20 protein-coding genes and 1 pseudogene are annotated in these 18,075 nt (G+C 53.6%); 6 read left to right on the top strand and 15 right to left on the bottom strand.

From position 1 onward, the window contains the following. Nucleotides 1–37 precede the first annotated feature (37 nt). Nucleotides 38–302, top strand: a pseudogene (locus tag O9H85_RS28405) (GlsB/YeaQ/YmgE family stress response membrane protein). A 53-nt stretch (nucleotides 303–355) separates the two neighbouring features. Further along, on the top strand, nucleotides 356–784 hold the full coding sequence (locus O9H85_RS28400) for a YtxH domain-containing protein (protein WP_269884777.1): 429 nt from the start codon (nucleotides 356–358) through the stop codon (nucleotides 782–784). A gap of 286 nt (nucleotides 785–1,070) precedes the next feature. Here O9H85_RS28400 and O9H85_RS28395 read toward each other — a convergent pair whose 3' ends face one another. The 8 genes from O9H85_RS28395 to O9H85_RS28360 form a co-directional block, all read right to left on the bottom strand. Further along, nucleotides 1,071–1,571, bottom strand: coding sequence for a DinB family protein (locus O9H85_RS28395; protein ID WP_269884846.1), 501 nt, complete (start codon nucleotides 1,569–1,571; stop codon nucleotides 1,071–1,073). A 134-nt stretch (nucleotides 1,572–1,705) separates the two neighbouring features. Further along, on the bottom strand, nucleotides 1,706–2,131 hold the full coding sequence (locus tag O9H85_RS28390; protein ID WP_269884776.1) for a hypothetical protein: 426 nt from the start codon (nucleotides 2,129–2,131) through the stop codon (nucleotides 1,706–1,708). A 97-nt stretch (nucleotides 2,132–2,228) separates the two neighbouring features. Next, the gene (locus O9H85_RS28385) at nucleotides 2,229–3,974 is read right to left on the bottom strand and encodes a S9 family peptidase (RefSeq protein WP_269884775.1); all 1,746 of its coding nucleotides are present in this window, start codon (nucleotides 3,972–3,974) and stop codon (nucleotides 2,229–2,231) included. Nucleotides 3,975–4,066: 92 nt separating this feature from the next. Next, a complete protein-coding gene (locus tag O9H85_RS28380; RefSeq protein WP_269884774.1) occupies nucleotides 4,067–5,113 on the bottom strand; it encodes an ABC transporter ATP-binding protein in 1,047 nt (348 codons plus the stop codon). A gap of 6 nt (nucleotides 5,114–5,119) precedes the next feature. Then, complete coding sequence (locus tag O9H85_RS28375) at nucleotides 5,120–6,109, bottom strand: ABC transporter ATP-binding protein (RefSeq protein WP_269884845.1); 990 nt, start codon at nucleotides 6,107–6,109, stop codon at nucleotides 5,120–5,122. Nucleotides 6,110–6,117: 8 nt separating this feature from the next. After that, nucleotides 6,118–7,044, bottom strand: coding sequence for an ABC transporter permease (locus O9H85_RS28370; RefSeq protein ID WP_269884773.1), 927 nt, complete (start codon nucleotides 7,042–7,044; stop codon nucleotides 6,118–6,120). Between the two features lie 19 nt (nucleotides 7,045–7,063). Continuing rightward, the gene (locus O9H85_RS28365) at nucleotides 7,064–7,981 is read right to left on the bottom strand and encodes an ABC transporter permease (RefSeq protein WP_269884772.1); all 918 of its coding nucleotides are present in this window, start codon (nucleotides 7,979–7,981) and stop codon (nucleotides 7,064–7,066) included. 142 nt (nucleotides 7,982–8,123) lie between these two features. Beyond that, complete coding sequence (locus tag O9H85_RS28360; RefSeq protein WP_269884771.1) at nucleotides 8,124–9,662, bottom strand: ABC transporter substrate-binding protein; 1,539 nt, start codon at nucleotides 9,660–9,662, stop codon at nucleotides 8,124–8,126. A 92-nt stretch (nucleotides 9,663–9,754) separates the two neighbouring features. On the opposite strand from O9H85_RS28360, the gene O9H85_RS28355 reads away from it, so the two are divergent. Together O9H85_RS28355 and O9H85_RS28350 are read left to right on the top strand one after the other, a co-directional pair. Beyond that, nucleotides 9,755–9,880 (top strand): hypothetical protein, encoded by a 126-nt coding sequence (locus O9H85_RS28355; RefSeq protein ID WP_269884770.1) that lies wholly within the window; start codon nucleotides 9,755–9,757, stop codon nucleotides 9,878–9,880. Between the two features lie 193 nt (nucleotides 9,881–10,073). Further along, nucleotides 10,074–11,384: a helix-turn-helix domain-containing protein gene (locus tag O9H85_RS28350; protein WP_269884769.1), complete on the top strand. Its 1,311-nt coding sequence runs from the start codon at nucleotides 10,074–10,076 to the stop codon at nucleotides 11,382–11,384. Here the strand turns inward: O9H85_RS28350 and O9H85_RS28345 are convergent. From O9H85_RS28345 to O9H85_RS28320, 6 genes are all read right to left on the bottom strand, one after another. After that, nucleotides 11,381–12,709 carry an amidohydrolase gene (locus tag O9H85_RS28345; protein WP_269884768.1) on the bottom strand — a complete coding sequence of 443 codons (1,329 nt, stop codon included), beginning with the start codon at nucleotides 12,707–12,709 and terminating at the stop codon, nucleotides 11,381–11,383. The genes O9H85_RS28350 and O9H85_RS28345 overlap by 4 nt on opposite strands. Nucleotides 12,710–12,932: 223 nt before the next feature. Beyond that, nucleotides 12,933–13,439: a DinB family protein gene (locus O9H85_RS28340; protein ID WP_269884767.1), complete on the bottom strand. Its 507-nt coding sequence runs from the start codon at nucleotides 13,437–13,439 to the stop codon at nucleotides 12,933–12,935. 84 nt (nucleotides 13,440–13,523) lie between these two features. Further along, nucleotides 13,524–14,474 (bottom strand): helix-turn-helix transcriptional regulator, encoded by a 951-nt coding sequence (locus O9H85_RS28335; RefSeq protein ID WP_269884766.1) that lies wholly within the window; start codon nucleotides 14,472–14,474, stop codon nucleotides 13,524–13,526. A 166-nt stretch (nucleotides 14,475–14,640) separates the two neighbouring features. Further along, on the bottom strand, nucleotides 14,641–15,426 hold the full coding sequence (locus tag O9H85_RS28330) for a sigma-70 family RNA polymerase sigma factor (RefSeq protein WP_269884765.1): 786 nt from the start codon (nucleotides 15,424–15,426) through the stop codon (nucleotides 14,641–14,643). Continuing rightward, nucleotides 15,423–15,872, bottom strand: coding sequence for an anti-sigma B factor RsbW (gene rsbW / locus O9H85_RS28325; protein ID WP_269884764.1), 450 nt, complete (start codon nucleotides 15,870–15,872; stop codon nucleotides 15,423–15,425). The genes O9H85_RS28330 and rsbW overlap by 4 nt, the downstream gene beginning before the upstream one ends. Before the next feature lie 21 nt (nucleotides 15,873–15,893). Beyond that, complete coding sequence (locus tag O9H85_RS28320; RefSeq protein ID WP_269884763.1) at nucleotides 15,894–16,247, bottom strand: STAS domain-containing protein; 354 nt, start codon at nucleotides 16,245–16,247, stop codon at nucleotides 15,894–15,896. 44 nt (nucleotides 16,248–16,291) lie between these two features. Between O9H85_RS28320 and O9H85_RS28315 the strand changes: the two genes are divergently transcribed. Further along, the gene (locus O9H85_RS28315; protein ID WP_269884762.1) at nucleotides 16,292–16,468 is read left to right on the top strand and encodes a hypothetical protein; all 177 of its coding nucleotides are present in this window, start codon (nucleotides 16,292–16,294) and stop codon (nucleotides 16,466–16,468) included. 199 nt (nucleotides 16,469–16,667) lie between these two features. Here O9H85_RS28315 and O9H85_RS28310 read toward each other — a convergent pair whose 3' ends face one another. Beyond that, nucleotides 16,668–17,159, bottom strand: coding sequence for a DUF948 domain-containing protein (locus tag O9H85_RS28310; protein ID WP_269884761.1), 492 nt, complete (start codon nucleotides 17,157–17,159; stop codon nucleotides 16,668–16,670). A gap of 327 nt (nucleotides 17,160–17,486) precedes the next feature. Here O9H85_RS28310 and O9H85_RS28305 point away from each other — a divergent pair, with 327 nt between their 5' ends. Next, nucleotides 17,487–17,954: a Dps family protein gene (locus O9H85_RS28305; RefSeq protein ID WP_269884760.1), complete on the top strand. Its 468-nt coding sequence runs from the start codon at nucleotides 17,487–17,489 to the stop codon at nucleotides 17,952–17,954. The last annotated feature ends 121 nt before the right edge of the window (nucleotides 17,955–18,075 follow it).

The following is an 18,075-nucleotide window of genomic DNA, read 5'->3' as shown; positions in this document are numbered from 1 at the left end:
CAAGCAAGGAACACACCGTGCAAAGGAGCTGATGAACATGCCGGGCTTACTGATTACGATCATCATGGCGGTCGTCATCGGTGCGATCGGTTCGGGCCATTGCGCCGAGGGCGATGCCGGGAGGCATGATCGGATCGATGATCGCCGGTTTCGCAGGAGCTTGGATCGGCAGTCTGCTGCTGGGTACATGGGGGCCGGTCATTGGAGGCTTCGCTGTCGTTCCCGCGATTATCGGAGCCGCCTTGTTCGTATTCCTGCTCGGACTGCTGTCCCGCGCATTCGGCGGCCGACGTACGGCTTAATGCTGACATCATTCATAACCCCTTACCCCGACTAAATTAAAGGAGTGATTCTCATGGCAACAGCACAAGCGGACAACATGGAGGAAACCAAACGCGGCGGCGTATTCTTAGGTACGGTGATCGGAGCCGCCTCCGGCGCGCTGCTCGCCCTCCTGCTCGCGCCGAAATCCGGCAAGGAGCTTCGCGAGGACCTCACCGGGAAGCTTCAGGCGCTGCAGGAAAAAGGCGCCGAGCTGATGCAATCGGCGAAAGAGAAGGCCTCCGAGACGGCCGAGGCCGTCAAGGAGCAGAGCGCCAAGCTGGCAGACAAGGCCCATGCGGCGACGGACCGGGTGGCGGACGCTTCGCACAGCCTGCTGGACCGGGCGTCTGCGGCGGCCGGGGAAGCGACTGGTGCGTCCCGCCGGACCGCGGATCAAGCGGCTGATGCAGCGCACAAGACGCTTAGCGAAGCGGATAAGACGGCCAAGTCTTATAACTAAGCTTAGCGCGAAAAAACCGTCCGTAAGTAGACGGTCAGATTGACGAGAAACCCTGATATACTGAAAAATGCCAATGGTGTAGGTGGGGTATCCCCTGTAGGAGCGATAGCGTCCGCCTTTGTTATCGGAAAATTACCGCTGGTTAAAGGATTAATTGAAAGTTTTCCGATAACAACAGCGGCCGGAAGGGGATACCCCACCGGGTACCAAGGCAGATTTCTCTATTTCACGGGTTTCTCTACAGCCTGACCGTCCGTAAGCGGACGGTTTTTTCGTACCTAATGCATCAGAGCGCCGGAGCCTCCATGCCAATGGCGGCCCATTCCTCTTTCGACGGACCATAGACCCCCGTAACCGGCAGTCCCGCCAGCCTCATCAGAATCGTCAGCTGCCCGCGGTGATGCACCTCATGCTTCAGGAACAAATACAGCGTCAGTCCGTTCTTCCAAGGCTGGCCGAACACGATCGACGTCTCTTGGAGCTTCTCGTCGGTCCACTGCGTTCTTACCGCTTCCATCAGGCTGTCCGCCGTCTTGCGGTACTTCTCCGCGATGGCTGCAGCCGTGGCCGGCGGCGCACTGCGCTCCGGAGGGGCGTCGAACGTAAGGCCTGTAGGATGCAAAATGCCTCCCGAAGGAACCAAATGCCATGCGAGATGACCGAGGGTACGGTAGCCGGGTGCCATTTCCTGACGGAGCGATTCGTCCGTCAAGGCGCTCAGAAGCTTGGAAGTCGATTCGCTTTCATTCCGGTAATCCTGAATAAAGCTTTCCACGGTTTGATACATCATCATAATCAACGCCTCCTTAGGGGGATCTTTTCTTTCTTGCAGGAACCTCTTTCTAACTCCAGTATACGCCGCCTTAACTGCCAACTGTATGTCAGCATTCATGCATCATGGCAAAAAAAATCGGGGGTTGCTCACCCCCGAATAAATTGCTCGATCCATGCTTCGACCTCTACTTCCTCTCTAAGTCCCTCCTTGGCCGGGATTCGTTCCCGCTCCGGCTTGACGAAGTGTCCTTCCTCCAAGTAGTAGCCTTGCTTCTGCGCCGCCGTCAGCATTTTACAGAATTGATCGGCCGCCCCGATCGCCTGTTCCATATCCGGGAACGATTCAAGCACGTTGCCGTAGCCCAAAGGGTTCGACGTCGCTTGAATGGCCAAGTCGTACATGCCCTCTCCCGTTTCGCGCACCAGAATTTCGCTGCCTTGGCATTTGATGCTGTGTTTGACCGTCATCGCATCCACCGCCTCTTTCATTGATAGAATGGTCGTTACGGTTGTAGGAATAATTACCCCCCGCCTGTCCCCCTGAAACGACGCTCCAACCTGCGGCAACGGCAAAAAAACGCCCCCGGCTCCTGACCTAGCGTCGGAGCTTCGGGGGCGGGCATCTTTTTTAAAAAAGCCGGCCTGTTCAAAGGCCGGCTGATCTTATCATTCACTTTCCCAGAGTTGTCTTTAAAAAGTGGACGATCTTCGTATTCAGTGCAATATGGTTCTCCATTTTCTCCGTCTGATGCCCTTCGTCCTCAAAGATCACCAGTTCAGCCTCCTGGCCTCTGGCACGCATATCGGCATACAGCTGCTCGGCTTCGCTGACCGGAACGCGCGTATCGTTGCGGCCGTGGAAGATCAGAAGCGGCACCTTGATGTTCCGCGAATGGTTGAGGGGGGCGATTTCCTCGAAAAAGTCCGAATCGTCCGCTAGCGTACCGTATTCCGATTCGCGCAATTTCCGGCGCCATTCTCCCGTATTTTCGAGGAACGTACGGAAATGCGATATGCCGACAATGTCTACCCCCGCTGCCCATAAATCCGGATAGTGCGTCAAGGATGCCAGCACCATAAACCCTCCGTAGCTGCGTCCCATAATGCCGATTTTGCCGGTATCGATCGTCTCGAAGCGCGCCAGGTCCTTCACCATCCACGCCAAATCGGCCACCGCATCCATCCGTTTTCTCCCGTTATCGAGATTCAAATACGTTTTACCGTATCCCATACTTCCGCGAACGTTCGGCGCGACCACGTTAAATCCCTGGCTGACCAAATATTGAATAACCGGGTGAAAATCGAATCGGATTTGCGATTCCGGTCCGCCGTGCACGTAGACTACCGTAGGCGCCTTTTTGCCTCCCGGAAGCCCGGTTCTTTCGGTTCGATTAGGCCCGTAATAAAAGTAAGGCACCTGAACCCCGTCAAACGAGGTGAACGAGTGTAGCTCGGCCTCCTGCCACAAATGCTGGATGGTTTCCGACACCCCAAAAGTGGTGATACGCTGGAACGTTTCGTCTTTCAGACGATACAGCCAAATATCTCCTGGCAGCACCGGACTTTTGAGGGCAAATACGAGCTCCCCTTCGCTTAGCCACGATAGCGATTGGATGACGCAGCGAGGCAGCTTCACTGCTGTGGAAGCTCCGGTCTCTACTTCATACAGGTTTAATACCGAAATACCGCCTTCGTTGACGGTGTATGCGATCCATTTGCCGTCGGGCGACAGCTTCGCCTCTTCGACATCCCATTCCGGGACATGGACAAGCATGGCCGCACCCGCTCGATCCGTGTAAAAGCGGTACAATGCCATCGTATTTTCCGCCGCATTGGTCACCAGATACCCCGTACCGTCCTTCGCTACTTGCACGGAGGCGTAGTCGCCCGCACCCTCCACGCCAATTTCGCGGACTTCGTCGCTTCTCAAATCCAGAACATAGAGGGATTGCACGACATTCGTCACATCGCTTAAAATCAGCAGTCCGCTTCCATCCGGAAGCCAGCACAGCGGAACGCATCTCCCTTCATGCCGGAAAACGACCTCAGCTTGTTTCGTTTCCACATCCTGCACAAAAATATCGAAAAGTCCGGGACCACGGCGGTTGCTGGCAAAAGCAATTTTCTTCCCGCATGGGTACCAGCCCCCAAGATGGTGAAAATGCTGCGGGGATACCATGAGCTCTTGAACGGCTAACGTTTCGTTGTTCAGCAAATAAAGCTGCTGCTTCTCATTCCCCTTATAGTCCATACCAATCACGGTTTGGGAGCCGCACGGAGAATGGTTGGCGTCCATCACCCGATCGGGCAGCTCGACGACCTGCTCGCAGCTCGCCGTCTCTGCATCCCAGCTCCAGAGCTGGGGCAGGCCGGTTTTTTTACTTAGAAACGTGATCCGTCTGCGCCCTGGAATCACGGTTGGTAAGCGGAAAGAACGGTAAGGTACGCCTGAAGCGTAGGATTCTCTTCTGCCGTCATGTCTTTGTGCACCATCGGTTTGTCGCTCCTTTATTGAAAAATGCAGGCTTGCAGATGAATGATGGCATGCCGTTCATTTACAGAGGAAAATGGCATGCGGCAAGATGCCCGTCTGCATGCGGCAAGATGCCCGTCTGCTTGCGGCTGCAGCGCTGGCGTTTCATTGCGGCACCTATCCTGGACATAAGGGCAGCGCGTATGAAAGCTGCAGCCTTTGGGAGGGTTTGCCGGATTAGGAAGATCGCCTTGCAGGATAATACGCTCTTTTCGCTGGGTCGGATCGGGATTCGGAACAGCCGAGAGCAGCGCTTGCGTATACGGGTGTCTTGGCTTCGCAAATAAGGAATCACGGCCTGCAAGCTCAACAATTTTGCCTAAATACATCACGGCGATGCGATCGCTGATATGCTTGACCGCCGGTAAACCATGAGCGATAAAAATATAGGTAAGCTGCAGCTCCTTCTGCAGCTTCTTGAGCAAATTCAGGATTTGCGATTGAATGGACACGTCCAAAGCGGATACCGCCTCGTCGCAAACAATCAGATTCGGATTCAGCGCGAGCGCTCTGGCAATTCCGATCCGTTGTCTCTGCCCGCCGCTGAATTCGTGGGGATGGCGCGACATATGATGCTCATCCAAACCGACCAGCCGGAGTAATTCCACGACTCTCTCCTTCAATGCGCTGCCTTTATACAGGCCGTGCACTTCAAGCGGTTCGGATACAATCTCCTCCACTTTCATTCTCGGATTAAGGGAAGAATACGGATCTTGAAAGATGATCTGCAGATTGCGGCGAACTTTACGCACTTCTTCTTTGTCAAGGGAAGTCAAATTTCTCCCTTCGAACCAAATCTCGCCCTCCGTCGGTTCCAGCAGCTGCAAGATGAGCTGCCCTGCGGTTGACTTCCCGCACCCGGACTCGCCTACAATCCCGAGCGTCTCTCCGCGGTTAACGGTAAAATCAAGGCCATCCACCGCACGCACAAAACCGGCCTTCCGCGAGAACAAACCCTGCTTGTACGGAAAATGTTTTTTTAATCCTTTTACCTCCAATAATGGTTGGCTCGTTTGGTTCATATCGGATCACCCCTTACTATAAAAACAACGCGCCCAATGCTGGGCGGTAACCGGTTCGAGCGGCGGCTTCTTGGATTTGCACTGCTCGGTCGCGATCGGACAGCGCGGGTGGAACGTACAGCCGCTCGGCATTTGAAGCGGATTCGGTACAGAGCCGTAAATGGAGTCAAGCTCTTCACATTGTTCGTCGATCTTCGGCAGCGAGCCTAACAGCCCTTTCGTATACGGGTGTTTCGGGCTCGCGAACAAATCGAACACGCCCGCTTCTTCAACGACTTCTCCGGCATACATAACAACGACCCGGTCAGCCATTTCCGCAACGACGCCCAGATCGTGGGTAATCAAGACGACTCCCGTATCCCGCTGCTTGCTCAAGCTTTTCAACAGCTCGAGAATTTGCGCCTGGATGGTGACGTCGAGCGCGGTCGTCGGCTCATCGGCGATCAGTAATGAAGGATTGCAGGCCAGCGCCATGGCGATCATCACTCTTTGCCGCATGCCGCCGGAAAGCTGGTGAGGGTAGTAATCGACGATTTTATCCGCCCGTGGAATGCCGACACTGTCCAGCATGGCGATGCTTTTGGCCCTTGCTTGCTTCTTATCTACATCCTGGTGATTAAGAAACACTTCGCCCAGCTGGTTCCCAATCGTGAACACCGGGTTCAGGGAAGTCATAGGCTCTTGGAAAATCATCGAAATCTTGTTGCCCCTCAGCTTGCGCATCTCTTTATCGCTCTTACCGAGCAAATTTTCTCCCTCCAATAAAATTTCCCCGCCGACCACTTTTCCCGGTGGAGCTACGAGCCTCATAATGGAGAGGGAGGTGACGCTTTTTCCGCACCCGGATTCACCGACGATAGCTAGCGTCTCCCCTTTGGACACGGTGAACGATACCCCGTTGACGGAAGCGACGACGCCGCCATCGGTTTTAAAATGAGTTTGCAAATTTTTAACTTCCAACAGTGGTGCCACCTGTTTCACCTCTATTCTTTGCATGTCGCTAATCAAGATTCTTTCGCTTTCATCCTTGGATCCAAAATATCGCGCAGCCAGTCTCCCAGGAAGATGATGCCGAGTACGGTTATCGTAATAGCGATGCCGGGAAACGTTGCGACCCACCAGCTTGTGGCGAGATACTGTCGGCCGTCGCTCAGCATACCGCCCCACGTCACGGTCGGCGGCTGGATACCCAGCCCCAAGAAGCTCAAGGAAGCTTCCAAAATGATGGTGGTGGCAATACTAAGCGTGGACACGACAATGAACGACGAAATGACGTTGGGCAGAATGTGTTTGAATATAATCCGGGCATCGCGCGATCCGACGGCACGGGCGGCTTTCACATAATCACGTTCTTTGACGCTCAGCACTTCCCCGCGGATAATACGGGCATACTTGACCCAATTGGTTACCCCCAAAACGAAAATCAGTGAAAACAATCCGGGGCCCAGAACAGCAAGGATCACAAGCATAAATAAAATGTTGGGTATCGCCAGGAAAGCATCGACGGTTCTCATAATGACACGGTCGATCCAACCCCCGTAATAGCCGGATACAAGCCCCATGATCACGCCGATCGTTCCGGCTACGGCTACGGCGCAAATGCCAACGAGCAAGGACACCTGCGAACCGTAAATGATTCGGCTAAGCACGTCCCGCCCGAGATTGTCCGTGCCCAGCGGGTAATCCGCAGATCCTTTCTCCATCCACATCGGAGGCAATAACCGCTTGACGGCATTGGTCTTTGCAGGGTCATGCGGAGCAATGGTTCCGGCAAAAACCGCCATGAACACGACGGCGACGATAATAATGAATCCGATGGTTCCCGTCTTGCTTTTCAACAGCGAGCGGATGATGCGCGGCAGCTTGCCTGCCCGCTTCGTTCTTTGTCCTGTGTTAACCTGTCCGCTCTTTGCTTCGATCGATACACTCATTTGCGCTCACCTCCGGCGTTTAACTGATTTTTATGCGCGGATCCAGGATGCGATAAATGAGGTCCGCCAACATGTTGCTTAAAATAACCAAAAACGCAATGACAAAAACAGCCGCTTGCACGATCGCCATATCCCGCGTATTGACCGCTTGAATAATTAATTGTCCCATGCCGGGCCACGCGTAGATCGTCTCCGTAATCAACGCCCCGCTGATTAAAGTAGAGATTTGCAAGGCCATGATCGTCACAACGGGAATGAGCGAGTTGCGGAAAGCATGCTTGTAAATAACGAATTTTTCGGCTAATCCTTTACTTCTCGCGGTTCGAATATAATCTTGTCCCAAAATCTCCAGCATGCTGGAACGGATCAAACGCGTCATTTCAGCCGCTATACCGGTTCCAAGCGTAACCGCCGGCAAAATTAAATGCAGCAGCGTGCCTCGACCGGAAACCGGGAACATGCCCAATTTGACGGAAAACAAAAGAATAAACATAATGCCGAGCCAAAAATGCGGCATCGCCTTGCCAAGCACCGCTGCTCCGGTAGCGAGCACGTCCCAGAACGAATTTCGTTTCGTCGCCGAAATAATCCCTAACGGAATGGCGATGACCGTGGCTACAAGCATGGCTGCTGCAGCCAATTCGAACGTAGCCGGGAAACGATCCAATACGATAGGCAGCGCAGGCTCGTTATAACGGAATGATTTTCCGAAATCCCCCTGCAGCAAATGCCCCATAAATTTGAAATATTGAATATATAACGGTTGATCCAATCCGAGAGCTGCGGTCAAAGCTGCGCGGTCGTCCGCCGTTGCCGTATCCGGAAGCATCAGCGCTACAGGATTCCCGGAAACGTGTACGAGCAAGAAAACAATGAGGGAGATTAAAAACAACACGGGAATGACCTGCAAAATCAATTTCAATAAGTATTGCCTCACGGGCTACCTCCCAGGTTAATATGGAATGAGTATCGCAGGTAGGAATGGCCTTCGCTGCGCTTTATCGCTTTAGCGAACTTAAATCTTTTTATGCGGGAGAAAAGGGCCCCTTCGGAGGCCCTTGTGTGAATTGCGTTTAGGCCTATTTCAAGGTGATTTCATCCGCATATGTAATTTCGTCGATTCTTGGAGTAAAGTTTATGCGTTTGTTGATCCCGTAATTAGCGCCCAATTGCAGCAAATAAATTTGAGGACGTTCTTTCGCTAGGATGTCTTGCACTTGCTGATAATTCTTTTCCCGCTCCCCGGGATTCATATTCTTCTCCGCGTCGCTTAACAGCTTCGTCACTTCAGGATTGTTGTATCCCGTATCCGGATTCAGACGTTTATATAGCAGCGCAGCATCGAACATGGAATTGGAGTAAGCGACCAGGAACATGTCTCCGGTTGTGCCCGCATTGCGTTTATCGTTAAATTTGCTGCTCTCCAAAATTTCCAGCTTTACCTTAATTCCCACTTCTTCAAGCATTGCCGCGATTAATTCCGACGTTTCCTTGTCTTTTAACGATTTGCCTACCGATCCGGTAAAGCTGATCGTAAGGCCTTTCTCGTAGCCGGCTTCTTTCAGTAATTGCTTGGCCCGTTCCGGATTATAGTTCGATTTGCCGAACAAGTCCGGTTTGGCCCCGAAAATGCCCGGGATAATCGGTGTCAAGGTTTCTTTGCCATCGCCTTCAAACAGACTGCTGATCAGCGCTTTTTTATTAATAGCCAGATCGATGGCTTCGCGAACCCGCGGGTCTGCCGTCGGACCGCTTGTCGTACGAAGGGCAAGCATCATGACACGCGTACTAGGACCTGATAACGTTTGGGTGGAATCAAGGTTGTTAATCCGTTTCATATCCGTCGGAGGAATTTGAACCGCCATGTCCACCCCGCCGGTCAGCAATTCGGACACCCGTGTTGCTTCCTCGGGAATCGAACGGAAAACCAACTTGTCCCATTTTCCTTTTTCGCCGAAATAATCGTTGTTTTTTACGAGAGTGACACGGTCGTCCCGAATCCATTCGGAAAATTTGTATGGACCGGTTCCCACGGGATTTTTGAGAAATTCGTCAAAGCCTTTTTCCTTAATGTATTTGGAAGGCAGCATGCTGGAGCCGAGACGAGACAAGCGCGAAAGCAAGACCGGTTCCGCTTCGTTCGTAATGACATCGACTGTACGATCATCGACGATGTTCACTTCTTTGATTTGCTTGTAGTTACCATACTCGACCAGCTTGGCATCTTTGGCCACGCGCTCAAGCGAATACTTGACGTCAGCCGCCGTAAATGGATCCCCGTTATGGAACTTCACGCCTTCACGCAATTTGAATCTCCACGTTGTCGGGTTTAGGTTTTCCCAGGAAACGGCCAGATCGGGCTGAAACTTGCCGTCGCGGTCCTTTTTCACCAAATAATTGAACATGTTGACATGAACCGATTCCGTGCTGGTAGTGCCGTGATTGTGGACATCAAAACCGAGTACATCGCCGCTTCTGGCAATGGTCAGTACCTTCTGCCCGTCCTTCTCTTTCCCCTTGGTCTCGGCTGCGCCTTTGGATGCGGGTTTACTGCAGCCTGCAAGAACAACCGATAGAGCAATAATGAGCGCCAAACTAAGGAATGCAATACGCTTCAACTCTGTTCCCCCTTCATGATTTAAAAAATCTATTTTTGTTAGGAAAAATCTTCGGGTAATGTCTGCCATATGCCCCGACAGAAACCTAAGGAATGCCTATGCGCTGGCACAATATGTACATCGGACCGGTCGCCGGCGATATCGGCTTGAGGGTCAGTTCCATCCCGTACGATGTCCGGGAAATCGCTTTCATTCAAATGCTTAAGAACTCGCCGTAAATCTCCTTCAACGATAGCCTCCCTTTAATGGAAAAATTCCCTTTATGTTCCCTTAATAAACTATAAAACATGTGATATGATAGTGTCAACAATTAATAATAAAGGCTAAACCCACGTTTTTAGAAGGATTTTTGGAATCCGCTTAGAATTTGGAATAGGTCCGGATTTTACAATTGAAAGGAAATTGAGCCCTATGATTGCTAGAGTCGGAGCCGTCGGTCCTAAGGACTCCATCGAACTGATTACCGAAATCGGCAAAGAGTTCAAAGACCAGTTGACCATCGTCCCGTTTGTGTATAACAACGTAAGCGAAACGCCGGATATCGTCCTGCGCGAAGATAGCCATATTGATGTCTGGGTATTTTCCGGACAAGCCCCTTATGCCATTGCCCAAGAACAGAACATTAAGCAAAAGGCGCTGTTTCCGCAATTGAACGGATCCAGTCTGACTAAGGTGCTGCTGGAAATCGTATACCGCGATCGTCTGCAGCTGGGGCGGATTAGCTTTGATACGATTTTGCCGCATCATTTTTACGAAACCTGCACGGAGCTTGACCTGACTTACGATTCGATCCAGCTGCTGTCGTATGCCGGATACAAACCGATCGAAGAGCTGGTTGCCTTCCACTCCGAACGGTTCGCTCAAGGGAAGGTCGATGCCTGCGCCACTTGCTTGCGCGGAGTGTACGAGGAACTGAAGGCACAAGGTATACCCGCGTACCGGATAACGCCCAACCGGATGACCATTCGCTCGATGTTGAATTTGGCCAGCACCGCAGGCGAAACCCTGCATTTCAAAAAATCGCAAATCGCCGTCATGCTCATCGATGTTGAAGAACCGGGCAAGTTAATCGGTCAAAACAAAAGCTCATACGATGTATTCCGTCTCGACTTGCAGTTTCAAGATGCGATTCTCGACCACGTGGAGGCGCTGTCCGGTTCTTTCGTCGCCATAGGCAACGGCAAATATCTCGTGTTCACCACCCGCGGAGCATTCGAATCGGCCGATGCGAGCACACACCCTTCCGTCCTGTTGGAAAAAATCGCATTGATCACCGACCTGCAAACGAACATCGGCATCGGCTTTGGCGTTACCGCTCTAGCTGCCGAGCGCAACGCACAGATCGCCCTTCAGCACGCCAAAAAAACCGGCAATCTTTGCGCCATCCAGGTTAACGATATGGGCGATATCGAGGGTCCTTTGCGGCAGACGGGAAGCATCAATTTCAACTATCGTACGGAAGATATCAAGACGAGCGAGCTATTAAAAAAAGCCGGCGTGACGATCACAACCTATAACAAATTGCTGTCCGTACAAAAAAACTTGGGACAAAACTCGATCAGCGCCCCTGACATTGCCGAATGGCTCGGCATGACCAAGCGGAACGCGCGCCGCATCCTGGGCGATCTGGAAGAACACAGCCTTGCCGAGCTTATCGGCGAAGAAGCGCCGACCAACCGCGGCAGACCGCGTAAAATATACCGGATCAAGGAGCTCCTCTAATCGATGTCCCGCTTTCGTCCCATTCCGCCCGCTCCTAGACATACCAAAGTCAGCCTGACTAGCAGCTCCGTTCCGATAAGCAGCACTTCTTCGTCAAAATCGAAGCGAACCTGGTGATGCCCGTCTTTCAGCGGCGAGCCGAATAAAAGGTACGTCGCTTGACCGCCCTGCTCCTGAACACGGTTCATCATGTAGACGACGTCCTCCGAGCCGCCGAGGTCCATTCGCGGAATAACCGCCTTCACATGGCTCATCTTTTCCGCTTCCTGTCGGACGATCGGGACTAGGCCGGAGCTGCTCTCCGCCCCCGGTGCTTCACCGACAACTTCCCATTGACAGGAGACGTCGTGCAATTGGGCCACATGTTCGATAATGCGGATCGCTTCGCTTTTCATATAACCGTTCAGCTCCGTCGTCTCGCCGCGCGTCTCCAGCTCCATCACCGCTTTGTCGGCAACCACGTTGCGGCCCGAACCGGCTTTGAGCGTACCTACGTTGATCCGGGTAGCTCCCCCGCCATGACGGCTGATGCCGTTCAAATGCAGAGCTGCGGAAGCAGCAGCAAGCAAAGCGTTTCGTCCTTCCTCCGGAGCTGCCCCTGCATGGGCCGCTTTGCCCGTGTAAACGACATTGATTTTGGTCGTAGCCAAAAATCCGCCGACCGTCGCCACGACTTCGCCGAGCGTTTTACTCTTGAAGGCAATGTGACCGCCGAAAAAATAATCCACCCCGTCGAGCCATCCGGCATCGACCATCGCTTTGGCGCCTCGGCTTCCTTCCTCCGCAGGCTGGAACAGCAAGCGAATTTCTCCGACAAGACGATCCTTCCGTTTCGCCAGAAGCTCCGCCACGCCAAGCCCGATCGCCGCATGTCCGTCATGCCCGCAGGCATGCATCATCTCCGGATGGCGGGAAGCGAACCCTTCCCGTACCGGACGGTGGTCATCGCTTGCGCATTCCGTCAAGTCGTTGGAATCGATATCAAAACGCAGCGCAATGACAGGTCCCGGTTTTCCCGTCCGAATAACGCCTACAACCGCCGTATGGCCATCCTTCATCTGCTCTACCCAGATGGGATCAGCCCCTTCATGAATCGCTCTGTTCTCGTGATACCGCAGCACTTCGGGATGGGGAACGCCCATGCGCGAAGCGGATTTGCATGCTTCCTCCCGCACGTAAACGGTGTACCCCCATTTGCTCAATTCCTCCGCGACAATCGCCGCCGTGCGGTATTCCACCCAACCCGATTCAGGGTACATGTGAAAATCCCGCCTTCTTTGAATGAGTTTGCCTTTGATGCCTAGCACTTCCCGACTGATGTCCATCCGCGTGTTCCTCTCCTGTTAAAGCCTTAATGAAACGGGAAACCTTATTAAAGGAATTTTTCCTTAATTATTCCCTATTAAAATATAAAATCTACCGCCCTTTCTGTCAACATGAAGTGAGGTTCGAAAAATAAAGCAGCTGAAATCGATGTTTCCTGCACAAAAAAAATCGCCCCCCAAGCCCGACATTCGTCTGAGCTTCGGGGGCGACCCGCAAATTTGATTACACCAGCGGCTGCATGCCGCGTTCAAGCCAATCCTCTCGCGTCGGACCGTAAATGTCCGGCACTCGCAGACCCGCTTGCCGCATCAGCACGGTCATTTGGCCGCGGTGATGCACTTCATGCTGAATGAGAATGTGCAGGGTCAGGCCATTGGGCCATACCTCACCGTACATATTGGTCGTACGGGCCAGCGTCTCATCGCTCCACTGCTCCTGGATCGCCTTCAGCAGCTCCTCGCTGCTCTTCCGGTAGACGGCTGCAATCGCTGCGGCCGAAGCGGGCGCAGGCGTATGCTCATCCCCTTCCGGACCCGGAAATACCAGCCCGGTGCGCGATACCATCTCATGGATGGTTACGGCGATATGCCAGGCGAGCTGCCCCAGGCTCCGGTGATTCGGAGCAATGCGCTGCTCAAACGACGCGTCCGTTAAAGCGTCCAATACGCGCTGTGTGGCGGCGGATTCATGCCGCCAGCTGCTGACAAAGCTTTGTACAGTAGTAAACATCGGTATCCATAGCCTCCTGGGAATGTATTCGGCGAGCCGTCTCGCCTCTTCAACTATGACTATACCGAGTTTACCCTGACAGCCTTATGTCAAGATTCCGGAATAAAGCTTCACGACTTCTTCCGCCTTCGCCCTTACGGCCTGTGCTACGGATTCGGGCTCCAGTATGCGCACATCGGCCCCGTAGCCCAGCAGCATCGAGTAAAGCCATGGCTCCTCCGGCTGATGGGCGGTCACGAGCAGCGTACCGTCCGGCCTGGTGACAATCTCGCCGTGGACAAAATAGTCCCGCACCCTCGCCTTCGCGCCGGGCTGGAACTCCAGCACGAGCTTCACGCAAACCGGCGGGGCCTCCTGCCTCCGCCACCGGTAGTCCAGCTGCTCCAGCGTTTCAGGCCGGCGTTCGAACGTGTCCTGCAGCATTCGGAGTTCCTCGATCCGTGACAACCGGAACACCCGGAAATCCTCCCGAAGCGAGCAATAGCCGTACAAATACCAAACAAACCCTTTCAGCACGAGCCCCATCGGTTCGCACCGGCGTTCCGAAGCCTCCCCTTGGGAGCTGGTATAAGCAAACGCGATGAAGCGGTTTTCCCGGATCGCCTCGCGCAGTATAGAGAGCTTCTCCTTGTACCGTTCCCCGCCCTGCCACGGATTGAAATCGACCAGAAGCTGGCCGCTCAGGCCGGATGCGCCGCTCTTGTCCGTTCGGTCGACCAGCGTTCCCACTTTATCCAGCAGCAAGGCGATGTCTTCCTCTCCCAGGGCGGAACGGATGCCCTTGAGCGCGATAACAATCGACTGCAGCTCCTCCATCGAGAGAAACTGCCGCTCCAGCCGGAACCGGTCCATGATTTCATATCCGCCCTGGGCCCCCGAATAAGAAACGATCGGAATACCGGCCATATTGATCGTTTCCAGATCTCTATAGATGGTTCGCATCGAAACCTCGAAGCGGTCGGACAGCTCCTTCGCGCTTACCCGGTCCCGGTTCAGCAGCAGCATGGTGATGGCCAGCAGACGATCCAATTTCAAGGGATGACAGCTCCTTTTGGCAAAATGAACGTTTCCAGCGGTTTCCTTCACACCTTCTTATATTAACATAAGAGAGAAGCCGCGACTCTTCCTTTCATTCTTCCGGCCCCTTGCCTTCCGCGGAGCTTGTCCTGCCATAAGCAAAAAGCGCCCCTCTCGGGACGCTTCAGCCGCCGGCTCCGGCGCTGTCTTCCGGTTCGCGGAAATAAGTCTTCAGCTTGTCGAGCGCCCGCTTCTGAATCCGGGATACGCTCATCTGCGATACGTTCAATTGCTGCGCTATCGTGCGCTGGGACTGCCCTTCCACATAGGCGAGCTGCAGCACCTTCTGCTCTTCCGGCTTCAAGTGCGTCAGCGCCTCCTGCAGCGCCAGCCGATTCTCTACCTGAAGGTAAGCATCGCCCGGGCTGCCGATGACGTCGCCGATCGTCGAGCCGTTATCCTCCGAAGAAAGAGGCGTATCGAGCGACACATAATGATAATAATCGCGGCCCGCCAAAATTTCGATGGTTTCCTCAACCGAGAGCTCCATCTCGGCTGCGATTTCATCCACATTCGGGGACCGCTCCAGCTTTATCGTTAAATGATCGATGACCTGCTGCACCTGGTTGCCTTTTTCTTTAATGCGCCGCGGCACCTGGATATACCATGATTTGTCCCGCAAATAATTTTTCATATGTCCGATGACGCTTTTCATCATATACGCCTCGAACTGAACGCCGATCGACAAGTCGAACTGCTTTAGCAGCTTGAGCACCGACATTTGCCCTACCTGATACAAGTCTTCGAACAAATCGGGGCGATTGCGGGACATCTTGCCGGCGGCCATCTTGACCATCGGCTCGTATTGCTGCAGCAGCACGGTGGCGGTCTCGTTGCACCCGGTTTGCTGATATTGTACGATGAGCTCCTCAGGGCTCACATTCGCAAATCGCTCCGAATTGATTTTCATACCATTTCCTCGCTCCTGCTCAATCGCTTGGTTAATAGAACCTCCGTACCCGCTTGCGTACGAACCTCCACCTCGTCCATGAGCGCCTGCATCAGGTAAATGCCTAGACCGCCGATATTGATCTCGTTCAAGCTCTTATCGTGCAGGGAGCCGGCCCGGCGCGCCTTTTCCTCATAATCAAAACTCGGTCCGTGATCCTTCACCGCAATTCGCAATCCGCCCTCGACCCGTTCGAACCGAACCTCCATCTCGCCCGCGGCCCCCGGTTCGTAGGCATGTACAACTACGTTGTTGCATGCTTCCGCAACCGCCACTTTCATATCTTCGATCTCCTCGTAGGAGAAGCCGAGCTTGGAGCTGATGCCGTATAGGGTCAGGCGAACCAAATCGATGAATTCCGCTTCTGCAGGTACAGTCAAACTAACAACATGGGTTTCCGGTTTCATATGGTTCGCTTCTATCCTTTCTTAACCGTGAATGGTACGTGCATCGGACTCGGAGGACGGTTGCAAATAAGGCGTGATCCCCGTCAAATCGAACAGGCGAGCGATCTTGGGAGGAATATCCTCGACGCCGAACGGCGCCTTCAGCACGTCCCTTGCTTTTAATACCGATACAATCACACCGATACCGGTACTGTCAATATATTGTAAATGCTTTAAGTTCAAGATAAGCTTATGCTTCGTATCCGCTACGAACGGATCCAACGTGGCTCGGAGTACCGCGACCTTGGACAGATCAAGCTCCCCCTGCAGCCATACGACGTTGGCTTCGTCCATTCTTCTTGAAAATACTTCAAAGGTTTGCTGCTGATTTTCCATGGCTTGAAGTTCCTCCTCCAAGTTGAGTTGAGAGACGATGGATTATGATTACACTAACGGCTGATCAACGCGTGATTCTCCTTCATGGCCAAGGGGCTTGCCCGGGCAAGCTCCGCAAAGGAACGGAAGAAGCCACCCGAACTCCTGCCCGGAGACGGCGGGGGGTTGTCGAGCCAAAAGTCAGCAGGCTTCCCGCCGTTTACAGGCAGGATACCGGCTAACGCTTGCCTTACCGGAGAAGGCTGGGGCGCAGAACGTGTATAAGCAGGGTCGGAGGGTCGTTCATACTTGTCACAAGCCGGTCCGGCCCTGAAGCAAAGATTTCCCTTTCACCGCGGTCTCCATTCTTTCGTTGTCTGCACGGCCGGACGAAACCACCCGGAGCATAAAACTCTGCCCGATCCGTACGCGGGATTTAGGCTAACGCCCGGTTCGGCCGTTAGGTGTATTTAACCTGTCAGCTGTAGGTTGAAACAGCGGGCTTATTTTTTTGCCGCGGAATCGCTCCCACAGCCCCACCGCAATCGGCACCGCCTGGATCAGTCCGGCCGCTGCGCCGTCCTTCAGCAGCTTGCTGTGCTCGACCTGCGTGTGGATCGTGTCGGCTACAGTAGCCGAGGCTTGCTTGAAGGAAGACGTCACCTCGGAGACGGCATCGCCGATGTGCTTGATCGAATGGACGGCCGGATCCAGCGAATGCAGCTTATTGCGCACGTCCACCGTCACTTCATTAGTATGGCGCAGCAGCTCGGTCGCTTCCGCGCTGATGCCGTTCATTTGCGTCTGCAACTCCTTCATCGTAACGTTTGTCTGCGCGAGCAGCTCGGATACATTGCGCAAGGTTTGAATCAGGAAAATGACGAGCGCGACAAAAGCGATCGCCACCACAGCCACGCTGATTTCAATGATCATCCCGTTCACCCTTTCTATTGTTGTGCGTCAGATGCCACTCTATTACCACGGGAGGACGAGCTTGAAACTCCCGGATCCGGCTCCCCTGCCCGATGTTTCAAGCCGTTCTGGGGCGGGGTAAGAAAAGACAAGCAGGCGGCGAAGCCTGTTGCTCAGCGGACGGCCTGAACGGTACCATACCTGACGTCGGGCCGTCTGCATCAGACATGAGGATTGGGCCGACATCCGATTGTGCTGGCTTCCAATTGAGTGCAACCTCTGAGTGCTACTTCGTCTAATGAGCAAATGAGTAATGAGTACAGCCTATTATTTGGGGAGGAATCGACGATGGCTACGAAAACCGTCAAGAAAGACCTGGAACAAACGTTGACCGAGCTTTTGAACCGGCAAGTCGCCAACTGGGCCGTGCTTTACATAAAGCTGCACCAGCATCATTTTTATGTAAAAGGCCCCGGCTTCTACGATCTCCATATCAAATTCGAGGAATTGTATAAAGAAGCCGATCTATACTTCGACGAGCTTGCGGAACGGATTCTGACACTCGACGGCGAACCGTTGTCCACGATGAAGGAGTATTTGGAGGCCACCTCCATTCAGGAGATGCAGCCGCTGGCGTCCGCCGAGGAGATGGTGAAAGAGGTCATCCGGGACTTCACCACCGTCATCGACGAGATAGGCGAAACCATGAATGCCGCGGAAAGCCGCGGCGACGACGGCACCTGCGACATGTTGCTCAAGATCCGCACCGCGCTGGAGAAACATGTATGGATGCTCCGCTCTTACATTAGTAAGTAAGCAGTTGGCGGGTAGTAGGTGACGAGTAGTGGATAGTGGACCACGCGTAGCGAGTGACGAGTAGTGGGTAGCGGGTAGCGGGCCCCCCTGGTTCACTCCGACCAGGCACCTTTATGGCGAC

The sequence above is a fragment of the Paenibacillus gyeongsangnamensis genome (assembly GCF_027533625.1).
In the GTDB taxonomy this organism is placed as follows: Bacteria; Bacillota; Bacilli; order Paenibacillales; family NBRC-103111; genus Paenibacillus_G; species Paenibacillus_G gyeongsangnamensis.
This window is presented reverse-complemented; position numbering and strand designations above follow the sequence as displayed.

What these genes read in the sequence shown, in the direction of transcription:
- O9H85_RS28400 (WP_269884777.1), top strand. Translation starts at nt 356, where the DNA reads ATGGCAACAGCACAAGCGGACAACATGGAGGAAACCAAACGCGGCGGC.
- O9H85_RS28395 (WP_269884846.1), bottom strand. Translation starts at nt 1,571, where the DNA reads ATGTATCAAACCGTGGAAAGCTTTATTCAGGATTACCGGAATGAAAGC.
- O9H85_RS28380 (WP_269884774.1), bottom strand. Translation starts at nt 5,113, where the DNA reads ATGAACCAAACGAGCCAACCATTATTGGAGGTAAAAGGATTAAAAAAA.
- O9H85_RS28375 (WP_269884845.1), bottom strand. Translation starts at nt 6,109, where the DNA reads ATGCAAAGAATAGAGGTGAAACAGGTGGCACCACTGTTGGAAGTTAAA.
- O9H85_RS28370 (WP_269884773.1), bottom strand. Translation starts at nt 7,044, where the DNA reads ATGAGTGTATCGATCGAAGCAAAGAGCGGACAGGTTAACACAGGACAA.
- O9H85_RS28355 (WP_269884770.1), top strand. Translation starts at nt 9,755, where the DNA reads ATGCCTATGCGCTGGCACAATATGTACATCGGACCGGTCGCCGGCGAT.
- O9H85_RS28350 (WP_269884769.1), top strand. Translation starts at nt 10,074, where the DNA reads ATGATTGCTAGAGTCGGAGCCGTCGGTCCTAAGGACTCCATCGAACTG.
- O9H85_RS28345 (WP_269884768.1), bottom strand. Translation starts at nt 12,709, where the DNA reads ATGGACATCAGTCGGGAAGTGCTAGGCATCAAAGGCAAACTCATTCAA.
- O9H85_RS28340 (WP_269884767.1), bottom strand. Translation starts at nt 13,439, where the DNA reads ATGTTTACTACTGTACAAAGCTTTGTCAGCAGCTGGCGGCATGAATCC.
- O9H85_RS28330 (WP_269884765.1), bottom strand. Translation starts at nt 15,426, where the DNA reads ATGAAAATCAATTCGGAGCGATTTGCGAATGTGAGCCCTGAGGAGCTC.
- rsbW (WP_269884764.1), bottom strand. Translation starts at nt 15,872, where the DNA reads ATGAAACCGGAAACCCATGTTGTTAGTTTGACTGTACCTGCAGAAGCG.
- O9H85_RS28320 (WP_269884763.1), bottom strand. Translation starts at nt 16,247, where the DNA reads ATGGAAAATCAGCAGCAAACCTTTGAAGTATTTTCAAGAAGAATGGAC.
- O9H85_RS28315 (WP_269884762.1), top strand. Translation starts at nt 16,292, where the DNA reads ATGATTACACTAACGGCTGATCAACGCGTGATTCTCCTTCATGGCCAA.
- O9H85_RS28310 (WP_269884761.1), bottom strand. Translation starts at nt 17,159, where the DNA reads ATGATCATTGAAATCAGCGTGGCTGTGGTGGCGATCGCTTTTGTCGCG.
- O9H85_RS28305 (WP_269884760.1), top strand. Translation starts at nt 17,487, where the DNA reads ATGGCTACGAAAACCGTCAAGAAAGACCTGGAACAAACGTTGACCGAG.